Origin of the sequence: Collinsella sp. CLA-SR-H006 (assembly GCF_040097075.1) — a bacterium.
Lineage (GTDB): Bacteria > Actinomycetota > Coriobacteriia > Coriobacteriales > Coriobacteriaceae > Collinsella.
In genome coordinates, this window is record NZ_JBBNPD010000004.1 from 1 (window position 1) to 17,252 (window position 17,252).

At 59.7% G+C, this 17,252-nt stretch carries 9 protein-coding genes; 4 read left to right on the forward strand and 5 right to left on the reverse strand.

Going from position 1 to position 17,252, the window contains the following annotated elements:
• Positions 1-218: 218 nt before the first annotated feature.
• The 3 genes from AAA069_RS03470 to AAA069_RS03480 form a co-directional block, all read right to left on the reverse strand.
• A complete protein-coding gene (locus tag AAA069_RS03470; RefSeq protein WP_349127575.1) occupies positions 219-809 on the reverse strand; it encodes a hypothetical protein in 591 nt (196 codons plus the stop codon).
• Positions 810-1,135: 326 nt separating this feature from the next.
• Positions 1,136-2,899, reverse strand: coding sequence for a threonine--tRNA ligase (gene thrS / locus AAA069_RS03475; protein WP_349127576.1), 1,764 nt, complete (start codon positions 2,897-2,899; stop codon positions 1,136-1,138).
• A 227-nt stretch (positions 2,900-3,126) separates the two neighbouring features.
• A complete protein-coding gene (locus tag AAA069_RS03480; RefSeq protein ID WP_055251579.1) occupies positions 3,127-3,558 on the reverse strand; it encodes a zinc ribbon domain-containing protein in 432 nt (143 codons plus the stop codon).
• Positions 3,559-3,884: 326 nt separating this feature from the next.
• Between AAA069_RS03480 and AAA069_RS03485 the strand changes: the two genes are divergently transcribed.
• From AAA069_RS03485 to AAA069_RS03500, 4 genes are all read left to right on the forward strand, one after another.
• Positions 3,885-5,339 carry an NAD(P)/FAD-dependent oxidoreductase gene (locus AAA069_RS03485; RefSeq protein ID WP_349127577.1) on the forward strand — a complete coding sequence of 485 codons (1,455 nt, stop codon included), beginning with the start codon at positions 3,885-3,887 and terminating at the stop codon, positions 5,337-5,339.
• A gap of 1 nt (position 5,340) precedes the next feature.
• Positions 5,341-6,708, forward strand: coding sequence for an FAD-dependent oxidoreductase (locus AAA069_RS03490; RefSeq protein ID WP_349127578.1), 1,368 nt, complete (start codon positions 5,341-5,343; stop codon positions 6,706-6,708).
• Positions 6,709-6,711: 3 nt separating this feature from the next.
• Complete coding sequence (locus AAA069_RS03495) at positions 6,712-7,110, forward strand: DUF1667 domain-containing protein (RefSeq protein ID WP_349127579.1); 399 nt, start codon at positions 6,712-6,714, stop codon at positions 7,108-7,110.
• Positions 7,111-7,591: 481 nt separating this feature from the next.
• A complete protein-coding gene (locus tag AAA069_RS03500; RefSeq protein WP_349127580.1) occupies positions 7,592-8,680 on the forward strand; it encodes an aminopeptidase P family protein in 1,089 nt (362 codons plus the stop codon).
• Positions 8,681-8,902: 222 nt separating this feature from the next.
• Here the strand turns inward: AAA069_RS03500 and AAA069_RS03505 are convergent, their stop codons facing one another.
• Both AAA069_RS03505 and AAA069_RS03510 read right to left on the reverse strand, forming a co-directional pair.
• Positions 8,903-15,355, reverse strand: a complete 6,453-nt coding sequence (locus AAA069_RS03505; protein ID WP_349127581.1) for an Ig-like domain-containing protein — start codon at positions 15,353-15,355, stop codon at positions 8,903-8,905.
• 499 nt (positions 15,356-15,854) lie between these two features.
• Complete coding sequence (locus AAA069_RS03510) at positions 15,855-17,198, reverse strand: Mur ligase family protein (protein ID WP_349127582.1); 1,344 nt, start codon at positions 17,196-17,198, stop codon at positions 15,855-15,857.
• Positions 17,199-17,252 lie beyond the last annotated feature (54 nt).

A 17,252-nucleotide genomic window follows, 5' to 3' on the forward strand; every position in this document is an offset into this window, starting at 1 on the left:
AGGCGCGAGCGATCCCAGTCCATGATGGATTGCATGGCCTTGTAGCGACCGGCGTCCTCACGCCGGTCCATGGCCTGGGCAATCAGTGCCGCCCCCGCAGGCGCACAGCTCTTTGTTACTTCTTTAGCAGCCACAGTCAAAAATACATCCCCGTTCCCCAGGGATCCCCCAATCGGTAAATTCAAAAATGCGAACGAATTGCCAGTGCGACGTCTCCCTTACGTTTTGCTGGGAACGTCGAGCGGTAGCAGCTCCCTAAATGCGGAGTTACCTTCGCCCACGTCTACCAGGCACCAGCGTTTATGGCGGTCGATCTTTTTAACGCGGGCCTCTTGCCCCACCAAGGGACCCTGCTCTATGTGCAACACGCCGTCTTCTATGCGCGCTACGCTGTTGCGCACAACACCGTCGTCGTCCAACACGCTGCGGTACCAGTCCTGCGCATCGTCGGGCATGGGCATGTACGCCCGCTCCCTACTTCCGGCGATGCGACAGCCAAAGCTCAACTGGGCCAAGGCCCTATCGAGCGCGGCGGCATCGTGCGTGGCGACGAAAAAATATTCCTTGTACATGGGTTTGGTTTGGAGCGACCAGGCGCCGTCCCGCTTAAACCAGAACTCCTTTTGCATTACAAAAGCGTCCTGCATCAGCTCGTGCGGGATAATGCGGCGAACCTTTTCGCAGATCTCGCGCTCTTTTCCATGGGGGGTATGGACCAGATACCAGCGGACGCGGCCGTGCTGGCTGTTGGTGGTGGCGCCGTTAAATGCGCCCGGCAGCTGCTCTTGGCGCCGTGCCGTCTGTTCCATGTTTTCGCCCCCTCTTTTGGTTTTGCGATGCACGCAAATGCAGGGGCGTTTAGAACAGGCTTCTCGCTCGCAGCTAGGCGCAGTCGCAAAAGTACAGGTTTTTGTATCTTTCGACAGATGACATTATACGAGCAATTAATCAGCGTTTGCCCAGATTGCGCAAAATGTACTGCTAGTAGGTGCATCTCCATACCCCTCTATAAAAACCTGTACCTTTTTGTGCAACAAAAAAAGCCGCTCAACCAGCGGCTTTTCTTATTTCGGCATGAAAAAAGGCGACCGCCCTGTGTGGACGGTCGCCTTTGTTAATTGTTGTGAAGTTTGCCTTAGGCGCGGGTCTTGATCTCCTCGGTCACCTTGGCAACAAACTCATCAACGGTCATCTGAACGGTCTCGTTGGAGCGATCGCGGACGGAGATGTTGCCGGCCTCGACCTCCTTCTCGCCCAGGATGAGCATGTAGGGCACGCGGTCGATGCTGCGGGCCTCGCGAATCTTGTAGCCGATCTTCTCGTCGCGGTCGTCGCAGACCACGCGAATGCCGGCCTCCTCCAGCTTGGCGCACACCTCGTGGGCGTAGTCGCGGCTCTTCTCGGAGACCGGAAGCGCCTTGACCTGCACGGGGGCCAGCCAGGTGGGGAACTTACCCGCAAAGTGCTCAATCAGAATACCGATGAAGCGCTCGATGGAGCCAAAGCACACGCGATGCAGCATGATGGGGCGCTTCTTGGTGCCGTCGGCGTCCACGTACTCCAGATCAAAGTTGAGCGGCATCTGGAAGTCGAGCTGGACTGTGCCGCACTGCCAGGTACGGCCGAGCGAGTCCTCCAGGTGGAAGTCGATCTTGGGGCCGTAGAAGGCACCGTCGCCCTCGTTGACCTCGTAGTCCATGTGCAGCTGCTCCAGAGCGGTGCGCAGGCCCTCCTCGGCGCGCGCCCAGTCCTCGTCCGAACCCATGGAGTCCTCGGGGCGGGTGGAAAGCTCAACGTGGTACTTAAAGCCAAACTTTTGGTACACGGAGTCGATGAGGTTGACCACGCCCACGATCTCGTCGGTCAGCTGGTCGGGACGCACAAACAGGTGGGCGTCGTCCTGGTTAAAGCAGCGCACGCGAAACAGGCCGTGCAGGGCGCCGCGCAGCTCGTGGCGGTGCACCAGGCCAATCTCGCCGGCGCGGATGGGCAGCTCGCGGTAGGAGTGCGGCTTGGAGGCGTACACCAGCACGCCGCCGGGGCAGTTCATGGGCTTAATGCAGTACTCTTCGTCGTCGATGACGGTGGAGTACATGTTGTCCTTGTAGTGATCCCAGTGGCCCGAGGTCTTCCATAGCTGCTTGTTCATGATGAGCGGCGTGGAGATCTCCACGTAGCCGGCCTTGTGGTGGATCTCGCGCCAGTAGTCCAGCAGCGTGTTCTTAAGGATCATGCCGTTGGGCAGGAAGAACGGAAAGCCAGGGGCCTCGTCGCGCATCATAAAGAGGTCCATCTCGCGGCCGATCTTGCGGTGGTCGCGCTTCTTGGCCTCCTCCAGCATGTGCATGTGCTCGTCGAGCTCTTCCTTGGTGGCAAAGGCGACACCGTTGATGCGGGTGAGCATCTTGTTGTCCTTGTCGCCCTTCCAGTAGGCGCCCGAGACGCCGGTGAGCTTAAAGGCCTTGAGGGCCTTGGTGTAGCAGATGTGAGGACCGACACACATGTCGATGTAGTCGCCCTGCTGGTAGAAGGTGATGCGGGCGTCGTCGTCCAGGTCGCCGATGTGCTCGACCTTATACTTCTCGCCGCGCTCCTCCATAAGGGCGATGGCCTCGGCGCGGGGCTTCTCGTACACGGTGAACTTGAGGTTCTCCTTGACGATCTTCTTCATCTCGGCCTCGATCGCGGGGAAGTCGTCCTCGCTGATCTTGACGCCCTCGGGCAGGTCGACGTCGTAGTAGAAGCCGTTGTCGGTCGCGGGGCCGTAGGCAAAGTCGGCCTGGGGGTACAGGCGCTTGATGGCCTGCGCCATGATGTGCGCGGCGGAGTGGCGGATGACGTGCGTGACCTCGTCCTGCGGGAGCTCGGCCACCGAACCGTCATTGTAGAGTGCCTTCATGGGTATGTTTTCTCCTCTCGGATGCCTGATGCAAGTGCGTGCGATGCGCTCGGCGTTTTTGACTTGCATCATTATAGGCAGGTTGCCTTGGTATACAAGCGCCCGCCGCACCTTAATGGCACGGCGGGCGATTTTCTACGCATGCTTCATCGTGTGGGGCGGGTGGCGCGTGTGGCTTGCGCGGGACGCGGTGCCCGTGGCTTGCGGCCGGCCCGGCGATGGATGCGTTACTGGATGCGAGTTCGGCAGTAGGGGCAGACCTTCCAGTGCGCATCGAGCGGGCGATGGCAGCTGGGGCAGACGTTGCGAACCTGGGTATCGCACACCGGGCAGACGACGAAGTCCTTCTCGATGGGCGCGCCGCACTGCGGGCAGGTGCCGTACTGGGCAAGCTGGCGCTCGCGCAGGGCCATGTCCAACTCCTGCTCCTCGCGGTCGGACGCGTAGGAGTGCGGGCGAAGGACCAGGTAGGCAATGAGGCCCACAAACGGGATGAGGGCGATGATGCCCCATGCCACGTAGGCGCTGGCGCCGCGGCGGCGAGCGTCGATGAACACATAGACGACCGACAGCACATACAGGGCGATGATAAAGCCAACGAAGGCATAGACGACGCCCATAAGCTGCGGCGACATGAGCTCGGAGATGTACTTGGACATTGGGGTGTACCTTTCGGAATATTAACAGTCCGGTCAAGTTTACCACGGGGTTTGTTTATATGGGACCACGGCTAGGGGCGGGGCCGGCGCGGACACAAACATCTCAATCTGTAACAGTTAGGAGCGAAATCCGGGTCTAGATGTTACAGATCGAGACATAACTTCAACGTGGTAGCCGGCAGACGAGGTTGTCGACGTTGCCGGGTCTCCCCTCGTCTGCCGTTGGCGGGTGTTGCGGGGCTGTTCGCCGCATTGCCGCCGTAGCGGATGTGCGCACAGCGTAGGATAGTCTTATTGACATCCTGTCAACTTGTCTGGGAGGCACCGTGACAGAAACGTTTGATATCGCGATTGTGGGCGCGGGCATCACCGGATGCGCCATCGCGCGGCAGCTCGCGAGGTTTGACCTGTCCATTTGCGTGGTCGAGGCGGCCAACGATATCACGCTGGGCGCATCGAAGGCCAACGGAGGCCTAGTGCACGCCGGCTACGATCCGGCACCGGGCACAGTAAAGGCGCAGGTCAACGCCCGTGGCTGTGAGTTGTACGGTAGGTGGGCGCAGGAGCTGGGCTTTCTGTTCTGCCGCACCGGGTCGATGGTGTTGGGCTTTAACGACGAGGACTGTGCACAATTGGAAAAGCTGCGCAGCAACGGCCTTGCCAACGGTGTACCCGAGCTGTCGATCGTCGGACCCGACCGCATCCACGAACTTGAGCCGCGCGCCAGTGCCTCTGCAACGTGCGCGTTGTGGTGCCCCTCGACTGGGTTTGTCGACCCGTTTGAGGTTGCCATCGCCGCGCTGGAGAACGCCGTGGCCAATGGGGTGACGTTTATGCGGTCTGCGCCGGTGGAGGCGATTGAAGTCGCGGGCTCGGGCGACGACGTGCTCTTTACGCTGGCGACCCCCGCTGGCAACGTGCGCTGCCGCTACCTGATCAACGCCGCGGGCAACGGCGCCGCTGACATCTCGCATATGGCGGGCGCCGAGGAGTTCCAGATGGTCTGGCGCCAGGGCAACATCGTAGTGCTGGACAAGGAGCCGCGTGCGCTCATGTCGCTCTACCCCGTTCCCACGCCGGTATCCAAGGGAGTTATCGTCACGGGCACCGTACATGGCAACACCGTGATTACCGCGACGGCCGCCGTGCGCGAGCCCGGCGATACACAGACCTACGCGACCGATGTCAACGCGCTCCTGACCGGCGCGCGCAAACTGGTGCCCGATCTAGACACGCGCCGCGTGGTGCGCGCGTTTGCCGGCGGACGCCCGGTCATAAAGGGAACGAACGACTTCTTTATTGGACAGTCGGCCGTGGTACCGGGGCTGTTCCAAGCGGCAGGCATTCAGTCGCCAGGCGTGGCGAGCGCGCCGGCAATTGCCGAGCGCATGGAGCTTGTGATGCGTGAGGCGGGCGTGGAGCTGCACGAGCGGGCGGATTGGGATCCGATTCGCCACGCGCCGGACGACTTTGACCGCGCGCCGCTTGCGCGCAAGAAGGAGCTGATCGAGTCCGATCCCGCGTGGGGCCAGATTGTCTGCCGCTGCGAGACGGTGCCCGAGGCCGAGATCGTGGCCGCGATTCGACGCCGCCCGGGCGCGGTTTCGGTCGAGGGCGTCAAGCGCCGCTGTCGTGCCGGCATGGGTCGGTGCCAAAGCGGCTTTTGCCAGAGCCGCGTGGTTGCGATCCTTGCCAGCGAGCTGGGCTGCGACCCCAGCGAGGTGCTGTTGGAAGATGCCGGATCTTGGCTGGTTGAGGGACCGCTGAAGGGGGTGCGCTAGGATGGCGAAATTCAAATCGAGCGAGATTGATTGCAGCGTCGTCGAAGCCGTACAAACGCAAGCCTTCGACGTGGTCGTTATCGGCGGCGGACCTGCCGGCATGGCGGCCGCGCTGGCCGCGCATAAGGCAGGCGCACGTGTGGCCATCGTGGAGCGCGAGCAGCACCTGGGCGGCATCCTGCGCCAGTGCATCCACCCCGGCTTTGGACTGTCGCACTTTAAACAGGAGCTCACCGGTCCCGAGTATGCACAGCGCTTTATCGACCAGGTGCACGCAACCGGCATTGCGCTATTCCTGAACAGCATGGTGATTGGGATTGATTCAGGCGAGTGCGCGTCGGGTGCAGACGAGAGCGCAGAAGATGGCGTCACCCATACCGTCACGCTCATGAGCCGCGACGGCATGCTACAGCTCACCGGGCGCGCGGTCGTCCTTGCCATGGGTTGCCGTGAGCGCACGCGCAGCGAGATCAAGATCCCCGGCAGCCGTCCCGCTGGCGTGTTTACGGCCGGCCTGGCGCAGCGATACATCAATATCGAAAATCTCAAGCCCGGCTCGCGTGCCGTCATTTTGGGCTCGGGCGATATCGGGCTGATCATGGCACGTCGCTGCACGCTCGAGGGAATTTCGGTCGAGGGCGTGTATGAGCTCATGCCATACGCCAACGGCCTGCGCCGCAATGTGAAGAACTGCCTGAACGACTTTGACATTCCGCTGCATCTGTCCACCACCGTCACACGTGTGATCGGCCACGACCGCGTGGAAGCCGTCGAGGTAAGCCAAGTCGACGAGCGCCTGGCGCCCATTCCGGGGACCGAGTGCATCGTTCCGTGTGACACACTGCTGCTTTCGGTGGGCTTGATTCCTGAGAACGAGCTTTCGGTTGCCGCGGGCGTGGAGCTGGACCCGCGCACGCACGGCGCCGTGGTGGACCAGAGCCTGCAGACGGGCGTGCCGGGCATCTTTGCCTGCGGCAACGTGCTGCACGTGCACGACCTGGCCGACAACGTAACGACCGAGTCCGAGAGGGCTGGCGCAGCTGCAGCGGCGTACGCGATGGGGACCGGCGCGAGCGCCATTCCGGACTGCGAGCTCACCGTCTCCCCTGCCGGCATTGCGGGATACGCGCTGCCGGAACGTATTACGGCTGTGGCGCTCACCAAGCTCAACTTCCGCGTGCGCCGACCCGTCGACGCCGCCTGCGTGAGGATCTTGGCCGACGGCGAGGAACTGTTGGCCGGCAAGGTCCGAGCATTTAAGCCGAGCGTTATGGAAAGCTTCCCACTGCCGGCAAAGGTCATCAAACAAGCGCTCGACCTGGGTGCCAACGAGATTGTCCTATCCGTCGATCCCGTCGAGGAGGCATAGCTCATGAGCACGAAAGTGACCGAGACGTTGCAGTTCAACTGCACCACTTGCCCATCCGAATGCATCCTGACCGTAGAGGTAGAGCGCGACGCCAATGGCGCCGTGGTGGAAGTGCGCTCCGTAACCGGCAACAACTGCCCGCGCGGCGATAAGTTCGCGCATCAGGAGCTCACCTGCCCCATGCGCGTGCTCACGACGACCGTGGCCGTCTCCGGCGGCGACGAAGTCCTGCTCCCCGTGCGCACGGTCGAGGCAATCCCGCTAGAACTCCACGCCCAAGTCATGGCCCTCATCCGCGGCCTAATCGTCAAAGCCCCCATCCGCATGGGCGACGTCGTCCTCCCCGACCTCCTCAACATCAACATCAACCTAATCGCCAGCATGGACATCGACCCAGCCTAAGCAGCTCATTTAGAACGGGGCTTTTAGTTACGCTGCCATCCATCCCACCCCTCCTCAATTGCGGTGAAATAGTTCCTGATTTCCGCCAAAACCCCGGCATCTAGGAACTATTCCACCGCAACTATCCTTGGAATCGGTATTTAGCTTGTGCCTAGTTTAGTGTCAGTTCAAAACTATGCCGGATTACGGGGCTGATTCGGAGATCCCCATCCATACCGACAATTATCGATTTTTGATAAGCCGTCTACCTGCGGTTTTAATTTCGCGATTTTTCCCATGGTCAAGCAATACAGGTCCAGCCCCGTAATCCGCCATACTTTTGAAACCAGCCCATTTGGGACGGGCCTCTTTTAGCTACTTTTGCCCGAACGTTCGCTAGACCGGCCATGCCAAGGAGTGTCCCGAAGTGCCGGCATAAAAGGAACGTCCCTATGTGCCGGGCTTGGGATACCATGGTGGCAGCCTAGCGAAAGGATGTTTCATGGCACATGTCGATGACCGGCGCGTGGCGCGCGTGCTCGATGCGCTCGAGGCTCAGCACCCCGGCGCACAGCTGCTCGTAAACGACCCATGGTCGATCTATTACCTGACCGGCTTTTATGCCGATATGTTCGAGCGTTTTTGCGGTGTGCTGCTCGCGCGCAATGCCGAGCCGGTGATCCTGGTCAACGCGCTGCATCAGCTGCCCGAGTATGACAATGCCCGCGTCGCCTACCACACCGATACCGACGTCGTGGCCGACGCCATCGCGAGTGAGATCGACCCGACCAAACCGCTCGGCATCGACACCGTCATGCGCTCCGGCTTTTTGATGCCCCTCATGGAGCGCCACGCCGCCAGCGAGTTTTTCCTGGGCGACTTTGCCGTCACCGCCGCGCGCACCCACAAGGATGCCGCCGAGCAGGAGCTTATGCGCGTGTCCTCGGCCGCTAACGACGCCGTGATGGCCGAGGCGGTCAAACTCGTCCACGAGGGCGTAACGGAACGCGAAATTGCCGACCAGATGCTCGGCCTGTATCGCAAGCACGGCTGCGAGGGCTTTAGCTTTCCGCCAATCGTGAGCTTTGGCGCCAACGCCGGCGATCCGCACCACGAGCCCGACGACACCGTGCTCAAGCGCGGCGACGTGGTGCTGTTCGACATTGGCGGACGCCGCTGCAACTACTGTTCGGACATGACGCGCACGTTCTTTTGGGGCGAGCCGGACGAGGAGACCGCGCGTATCTACAATATCGTGCGCCGCGCCAACGAGGCTGCCGAGGCGCTCATCGCACCAGGCGTGCGTATGTGCGACCTGGACCGTGCCGCGCGCGATGTGATTGAAGACGAGGGCTATGGGCAGTACTTTACGCATCGCCTGGGTCACTCGATCGGCCTGCAGGACCATGAACCGGGCGACGTCTCGCTCGTTAACGAGCAGGTTGTCGAGCCGGGCATGACCTTCTCCATCGAGCCGGGCATCTACCTCCCCGGCCGCACCGGCGTCCGCATCGAGGACTTGGCCCTGGTCACCGAGTCCGGCGTCGAGATTCTCAACGCCTACCCCCACGATCCGGTCCGCTTAGGCTAACCTCATCCCCAAGTCCCCAAACTAAGTTGCGGTGAAATACGGACTGCTTAAGGCTTCTAGCCCATAAAATAGTCCCTATTTCACCGCAACTGCCAAGGGGACCAGGATAGTCAAAAAGCCCCGTCCCAAATTAGCTGCCCTGATGGCAAAACGAAAGGCCTCCCGATTCCCCAACGAGAACCTGGAGGCCTTCTTGTGACCTAAAGCGCTACGCTCTCGACGCTACTCTGCGCGATGACGCAGCTTTTCGATCGCTGCGGCGATAAGAGCCAGCAGGCCGGTTCCGCCAAGCGCCGCGACGGTCACGGCAGTATTGTCGCCCGTCTCGGCCAGGCTTCCCTTAGCGGCCTTCTTGCCATCCTTCTTGCCCGAAGAATCCTTGGCATCGGGCTTGGCACCGTTATCCTTGCCGCCTGTCGGTTCCTGTACAACAACAGGCTCAACGACTTCAACGGTCACCGAAGCAGTGAGCTGTTGAGGCGCCGGCGTCTCCACAGTGCCATCCTCGGCAAGCGTCGCAATCACCGCGGCGTCGCCGTCAACGGGCATCGTCGCGGTAATGACGACGGTTCCGTTCTTGAGGGCCTTGACCTTACCGTTCTCGACCGTAGCGGTCGTCGGGTCGGACGAGGTCCACGTCACGTTACCACGCAGCAGCGCGCCATCAGCCGCATTGCTCGCCGCGGCAGCAAGGTCAATTGCCTTGCCGCGCTCTACCTTGAGCACGGTTTCGGCAGTCGTGGCCTTGCCGTTTTGGTCAACGATAACGAGGCCCTTGGCCGCCGGGCGCGGCTTAACGCGCACCATGCAGCTGACCGTAAGCTCCGTGCCGCGAACCTTACCGCCCACGGTCACATCATCGGCACCCCAATCCAGTGTGGGGACATTCTCCCAATCGACGTCGTAGTCCTCCTGGCTGCCGTCCTTCATCATCACGGAGACCTTCTTGGGCAGCGCCTTCAGCACATCGGCGGCAGAGCTTGCCTCAAACACCTCAACGGGAGCGAACGTCGCAGGCCTCACGGGAATCTCGCTTGCTGGCGTCTCGACGACCAGCTTGCAGGTCGCCTTGAGCGTCGTGCCCTCAACGGAGCCCTCGAGCGTGTACTCGCCGACAGAGGGAAGCTGCTTGTCCAGGCCATCCGTATTCCATGTGACCACGGCCTCATCCGTGTGGCCATCGGAGTACGTCACGGCAACCTTCTTGGGTAGCTGCCCCGTCACGGTGTCGGCCTTGGCATCGCGCTCAACCGTAATCTGCGGCACATCGGCTACCTTATTGATCGTCGTCGTGGAGGTGACGACAACTTCGACAGGCAGGTTGCCGTTCACCGTCACGCCCTTGGCGACGACGCTGTTGCCGTACGCCGCAGCCGCGGCGGGAACCTCAGACCACGTAACCTCGGACTCCACCTTCGTCTTACCGTCTTTCATAAGGACCGTCGCCTTAACGCCCTTGAGCGCCTCGCGCACGGCGTCGGCAGACGAACCCTCGGGAACGCTAACGCCCGCGACAGGCTCAACGAACGCGGGAATCTCAGCATTGCTCTTCACGACCGTGACCGTGCACTTGGCCTTAACCGAAGTGCCCTCTACCTTGCCCTCAAGCGCAACATCGCCCAGCTTGCCCAAGGCATCTGCCGTAAGCGGGGTCTTATCCCACGTAACGGCGGCAGTCTTCGTCGAGCCGTCGGACATGTTGAGGGTCACCTGGGCAGGCAGCACGATGTCAGCAGCAGCCGTGTTGCGGGCAACCGAAAGCTTGACGCCAGCGATGCTCTCGACGACCGGCACCAGGTTGACCGTAGCGTTTACGTCATAATTGCCGACCTTAGTCTTGCCCGTAACGACAAAGCTTGTACCGTCATTCTTAATGGTGACGGCCTCCTTGGGAGCAGTCCAGTCGATCTTCGAATCGACCTCGGATCCGTCCTTCATGGCGACCTTCACGGTCTTGGGCAGCGCTGCCACAACGGCATCGGGCTTCGCCCCGTCGTCGAGCGTCACAGCGTCAACCGTACCAGCCAGGTGATCAGGAATCTCACGCAGCGGTTTGACGACCTTGATAGTGCACTCAACCTTTTGATCGGTACCGGCAACCGTACCCTTAACCGTAACTTCACCTTCCTTGGCAAAGTCCTTGTCGGAAAGGCCCTTGGTATCCCACGTTACATCGGCTTCGGAGTCGGTATCGTCAGAGTAGATTGCCGTGACCGTGTCGGGCAGCTTGGCCAAGGCATCAGCTGTCTTGGTATCGCGCTCGACCTCAATCTCGTCAACGGTATCAAAGCCCACGATATGCGCCGTCACCTTGACCTGAGCCTTAACGGTCATGCCGTTGTCCGTAAGGCCCGTGACCTCAAACTCAGTGCCGGCACGGCCCAGGCTGTCGACCTGAGACCACTTAACGGGCGTCTCTTTCTTGGTCTTGCCGTCCTTCATGACAACCGTCACCTTGGACGGCAGTTTATCCATAAGGTCGCTGACCTTGGCATTGTCCACAATCTCAATTACATCGATCGGCTCGACGTGGTCGGGCGTCTGGGCATCCTGATCCACCACGGTCACATTGCAGGTCACCTTGGCGCCGTTGAGCTTAACCGTGCCCGTAATCTCCACGGTGCCGGTTCGGTTGAGCAGCTCGGCCGTGACGTTAGAAAGATCCCACACGTCAATGTCGAGCAAATCGGTCGAGCCGTCGGAGTAAGTCGCCACAACCTGCTTGGGCATCTGGGCGTACAGATCCTGCTTGGACGTACCACTGGCAACGCTAAACGACTTGGCCTCGAGCTTGGTGATGGTTCGCGGCGCCTCGGAGACGTTGACGTACACGATAGCGTTGACGTTGTCGACATCCTTGAGCTTGCCGACGAGTTTATACGTACCCTTCTTGGCGAGCGGCTTGGAGAGGTCGATGCCGTCGGTGTCGGTCCACTTTTCGATCTCGATGCCGCCTAAACTGCCCCGAGTATCCCGCGCTGAGCCATCCGAGAAATATACGGACACGGCATCTGGCAGCTCCAGCATCGATCCGACCGTGGTGTTGACCACGACTGCCTCGGGCTGCAGTGCAACCTTCTTTGCCTTCTTATCGGCAACCGTCACCTTGGCAGTCACGTTGCCGTTCTCATCCACGCCGACCTTTTGGCCGTCATCGTCAAGCAGCGCCATAACGGCAGCGGCATCAAAGCCGACCACATGGCCCGTCGCATAGAACGTGCCAGGCCGCTCGTACTTCTCGGGCGCGATCGGATCCCAATCAATAGCCGCCGTCGAAACGGAGCCGTCGCTCATCTCGACCGCCATCTTGGACGGCATAGCAGGCGCAGTGCCCGCCTTGGTGGTCACTGCGGTCTCGCCGTTATCGATTGCCTTCTCAACGCCTTGGATAACGATCTTGGTCTGAACAGTGAGACCGGTGTTAGTGCCGTCACCGTATCCGTCGAGGCCGCTTGCAAACAGCGTGCCAGACACTGTCGTGACCTGACCCGGCTCTCCGGTATAAACCGAGGGACGAACGTAATCCCATTGAACCTGGGCATTATGAGTTTTGCCGTCACTCGTGGCAACCGAGACATTCCACGGCAGCTCGGGGAAAACACCGCTGGCCGTATTAATGCGCTCAGGAACGGCAACGGAGATGACGGAACAGACGTCAACAGTGATTGTCGCCTCGGCACCACCTTGGAGCTTGCCCTTCACCTTAAACGAACCGTCCTTGGCATAAGCGTCTTCGGCGACACGGTCCCATGTGACCTTTTCGCGCTGGGGCTCAGAAGACACATCGTTGTCGTATCGAACCTCAAGGTATTCCGGCAGCATCGGCTTGGTGCCGGGGACGGTCCATATGGTTCCGCCCTGAACCGAGGTTGCCTTACTCGCGATCTTAACGGTGGCAGTAATCGGAACGTCGACAGTCTGCATGCCGTACCCTGCATTAAAGCTAATTGTTGCAGTGCCGCGTACCACGCCGCCCTGGGTCCAATCGAAGCCCTTCGTGTTCCACTTGGTCTCGGCGTATTTGTGCGAATAGTCCGGATGTTCTGCCGCATCGGGGCTGATAAGTTCGACATAGCCGGGAAGCATGGCGGTGCCGTCGCTGCCCTTGAGCACTGTAATGGTTTGTGGCTGAGCCTCCCAATTTTTAGTCACGATGACGTGCACTTTCACGGGGATATTCGTTCCGGCGACCGTTCCGGTAATCGTGCAGTCCTTCTGGGGGCACCTATCGTAGGTATCCCAGTTGACGCCGAGACTGTCAAAAGTCGTTCCATCCTGCAATACGCCGGACACGTAGAAGTAGTCCAGATTGACTTCCTCACCGGGGTAAATAACGCGCCAGTCCTCGTACGACTGCCCAAGCGTCACGCCATTCTCGCTATAGTTATTGACGCCCTTGACCTCACTGCACACCGCGATCGCGTTGACCTTCGCCAGCGAGCCAGTGATAGTACCGGTAATTTCGTACTCGCCAGGCTTGCCGTCCAGCAGTTCTTGAGGAAACTCATCCCAGCTATAAGGCTGCCCCGACGAATACTGGGGATAGAACGAGCTGCCATCCGACAAATACAGCGTGGATGTGTAGCGCGGAGCCAGAAGTCCGGCGCCGGGAACATAAGCAATCTTGCCGATGTTGCTGTCCTCGAGATCGCAGACGTTGACCGTCGCCGTAGCCGGAATGTTAGAGCCGGTAAAATATCCGCTAACCGTAATCTGGCCAAGGTTCTTTAGGGCGTCCTGACTAATCGTCGACCACTGAACGGGGAAATTGCCTCGCGAGCCATTCCACATCGTGGCCTCGATTGAACCCGGCATATTAGGCTGGCAACCGATAAGCGTGCTTGTCGATGTCGAGGAAGGCATCTGCAGGGCGCGGACGGAGATGGTCGCCGTGACTCGGTTGCTGTCACCCAGCTCCACCTGAGTAGACGATGAAGATGAGGTATTGGTCCAATACGACAGCGAACCGGAAAGCTTAAACGACCCCTCACTTGCCACCTGCGTGTCCAAAATAGGGTCCCACGCAATGTTGCACTGCTTCTTTGTACCGTCGGTGAATGCAACCTCAACGCTGTAGGGAAGACCGCCGCCCGTTGTAGGACGTACGCCGACGGGCGTGTTAACGGGAGCAAGAGCGTCGATAGAGGCAACTTCTTTGACCTCGACCTGAGCAGTTACCTTTAGGCCATTAGCGGCTGAAGATTCGTTATATGTCACAAGCGTGCCCGTGACCGTATAGGTGCCTGCCTTTTGGAATTGAGACACGTCGGCGTTGTCCCAATTAACCTGATAACCTTGGGTGTATGTAGTGTTATTTGACTGCGTAAACGGGAAATAGACATACGTGCTAAAAGGAGAAATGTCGCCGACCACGCGCTCGAACCTCAGAGAATTAAGATCGAGTACGTCCTTAGGATCTTTGACGGTAACGGTGCAGGTAACCTCACGGTAATCAAAACCGTTTAGTTTACCTTTAACCGTAAACGAGCCCACCTTAGAGTAAAGCGACGCGTCGAAAGAATCCCAAGACACCGGGATCTGCTCGGTGGCCCCGCTATCAAAGACAACCGAAGCAGAATACGGCAGAGACGGGACCTCACCAGTTAGGGTCGTACACGTCAACTCGGTCTGGACGCTCTTAACAGAGCGGACTACGACCGTGCACTGTGCGAGCATAGAGGGATAGCTCTTCAAATGTCCCTCGACAACAAAGGTTCCTTCCTTTTGGTACTGATCAGCCGAGATCTCATTCCACTCAACAGGGCATGTATAAGATTGACCATTTGAATAATTGACCGAAATGCTGGACGGAAGCGCGGGAGCAATACCAGCTGCAGTCCATACCCATGAGCCATTACTGGTTGAACGGGGAACGTACACCTTAAGTACACCGCTCACTTCGTACGGCTCCGCGAGCGTGATCCAGTTGTTGTTCACGCTAACGCCGGTAATCTGTCCGGTAATGGGGACTTCGGATTCCTCCGTCGCCGTATCAAATGCCGTCTGCGACTTTTCGTCCCAATCAACATACGCCGAGGTCTCGGTGCCATCCGACAGCTTTACCTTAACGCTCGAAGATTGGATCTGGCCGTAGTAATCGGCACCGACATATTTTTCCAGAATCGGGTTGGCGTCGATCGACTCGACCGTAATGCCACTTTCGTTGCTCGTCTCTGTGACATCAGGGGCGTTTACTGCCGCCGGATCTACCACTGCCGGGTCCGCCGTAACAGCTTCGACAACCACGCGCTGCTTGACCGTCTGCGTGGTGCCGTCGACGGTACCCTCAAACTCATACGAGCCGGCAGGCAGCTGCGCCAAGGTTGCCGGAGCATCGGCGCCGTTCAGCTTCCAGATGACGTTTTCCTGCTTGGTGGTACCGCTCTCGTAGGTTGCCGTTACAGTTTGGGGCAGCGTGGCGTCGGATCCCTCGGCAACATGTAGCTCGTTCAGGCTGGCAAAAGAGGCGATCTTGTCTTCACTCTGGTCTTGCGAGGTTGCCTGACCGGTGTCCGCAGACGTGGCAGCCGCACCCGTCGCATCGCTTTGCTCGGCAACGACTTGGGTAGTATCACCCTGCATCATCTCGGCGAACGCCTGCGGCGGCACCGAGCCGACCGTCATCGTCAGAGCCAAACCCGCGGTAATGGCCGCGTTGACATGCCTTCTGTTCATGTTTCCTCCCGACACGCTCAACGGACCAAACAGCACTGGTCCGATTGGCAAGTTAAGTTGAGCGTATCCTTCGCCGATGGAGGTTTGCAATATGCTACAGGTTAAGCGGCATAAATGGCTTCGTAAACGGGAGAAATCAGGTGACGTATCTATGTGACAACGGGGCGGTCCCTTTGTCACATTGCGATTACGCCGCGCCACGAAAACGGCCCATCTACTACGTTTAACCCGCATGGGTCGACCATGCGGGTCTTTTTTGAAAACCAGTAAGCCGTCTACCTGCGGTTTTGATTTCACGATTTTCCGTGTGGTCGAGTGTAACCGGTCAAACGTAGTAAATAGGCCCATTTAGTGGCGAGCGAGTCAACTCGGGGCACAGGACAGCCAAAATAGCCCCATCCCAAATTGGCTGCTTTTGAGCTGCGGTGGAATACGGACTGTTTAAGACTTCTAACCCATAAAACAGTCCCTATTTCACCGCAACTGATGAGGGGATGGGTTAGCGGAGCAGGCCGGCTACTTCGCCGGCTAGGGTGATGGTGCCGGCGGCAACGAAGGACTCGCCCACGGCGTCAAAAGCCGCGAGAGCCTCGGGCACGCTAGGGTACACACCGGCAAGCTTGTTGGCGTCCACCAGGGCAGCAAGTTCCTCTGCCGGCAGGGCGCGATCGGAATCGGTCTGGGTTACGACCACACGCGGGAAGGCCGGAATCAGAACATCGACAATACCGGCCACATCCTTGTCGGCCAGTGCGGCGCACAGCAGCGTGGGGCGATTCTCGACGCACGGATCTATCTCGTCCAGCGCGCTCACAAAGTTCTCGCAGCTCTGAGGGTTATGGCAGGCATCGATCAGCTTGAGCGGATCGGTCCCCAGCACATCAAAACGACCCGGCGTGGGGCAGCCCATAAGCGATGCATCCAGCGCATCGTGGTCGAGCTCGCGGCCCAAATACCCCTCGCAAAGCATAATCGCGCACGCGGCATTCTGCGGCTGATAGGCCGGCTTGACCATGCTCGACGTATAGATTGCACGCGGCGTGGTGCAGCTAAACTCAACCGTGTCGCCCACATTCGCCGGCACCTTAGTCATGGCGTGGCTCACCACGAGCGGCACAATGCCGCACTCGCGACAACGGGCATCCATCACGCGCTGAACACTCGCCTCGTGCGTGCCCTCGCCCAGAACAACCAGGCGTCCGGGCTTAATGACCGCAGCCTTCTCCCCCGCAATGGCCTCGAGCGTATCGCCCAAAATACGTGTGTGATCGAGCCCAATGCCCGTAATGGCAACGGCGACGGGATCGGTCGCGCTTGTGGCATCCCAACGCCCGCCCATACCAACCTCGAGCACGGCAACATCCACGCGAGCCTCGGAAAACACAACAAGTGCAGCGGCCGTCAGCAGGTCAAACGGCGTGATGGAATAGGCACGCTCCCCCGCCGCCACACGGCGCGCATTCACGCGACGCCCCGCCTCGACAGCCGCCGAAACGCCACGGGCAAAGGCCTCGTCGCTCACAACGCGCCCGTCAACCTCCATGCGCTCGGGATAGCGCACCAGCTGCGGCGACGTATACAGCGCGGTCTTGAGCCCCTCGCCGCGAAGAATGGCAGCCGAAAAACGCGTAGTCGAAGTCTTGCCATTGGTGCCGGCAACCTGAATGCAATCAAAGTACTCGTCCGGACGCCCCAGCTCATCGAGCATATCGACAACTGTCTCGAGCAGAGGACCGGCATCCCCAGAAATCCGCCCCGTATCAGCAGCAAGCCCCACAGCCTCATCAAACGAAAGCAACTCAAACGAGAACGGCACCGAATACAACCCAGAACGCTTCGCCATAGCCAAAGTCCCCTCAACATAAAAAGAGGCCCGTAAGCAACAACGAGCCCCTCC

What these genes read in the sequence shown, in the direction of transcription:
- AAA069_RS03470 (WP_349127575.1), bottom strand. Translation starts at nt 809, where the DNA reads ATGGAACAGACGGCACGGCGCCAAGAGCAGCTGCCGGGCGCATTTAAC.
- thrS (WP_349127576.1), bottom strand. Translation starts at nt 2,899, where the DNA reads ATGAAGGCACTCTACAATGACGGTTCGGTGGCCGAGCTCCCGCAGGAC.
- AAA069_RS03480 (WP_055251579.1), bottom strand. Translation starts at nt 3,558, where the DNA reads ATGTCCAAGTACATCTCCGAGCTCATGTCGCCGCAGCTTATGGGCGTC.
- AAA069_RS03490 (WP_349127578.1), top strand. Translation starts at nt 5,341, where the DNA reads ATGGCGAAATTCAAATCGAGCGAGATTGATTGCAGCGTCGTCGAAGCC.
- AAA069_RS03495 (WP_349127579.1), top strand. Translation starts at nt 6,712, where the DNA reads ATGAGCACGAAAGTGACCGAGACGTTGCAGTTCAACTGCACCACTTGC.
- AAA069_RS03500 (WP_349127580.1), top strand. Translation starts at nt 7,592, where the DNA reads ATGGCACATGTCGATGACCGGCGCGTGGCGCGCGTGCTCGATGCGCTC.
- AAA069_RS03505 (WP_349127581.1), bottom strand. Translation starts at nt 15,355, where the DNA reads ATGAACAGAAGGCATGTCAACGCGGCCATTACCGCGGGTTTGGCTCTG.
- AAA069_RS03510 (WP_349127582.1), bottom strand. Translation starts at nt 17,198, where the DNA reads ATGGCGAAGCGTTCTGGGTTGTATTCGGTGCCGTTCTCGTTTGAGTTG.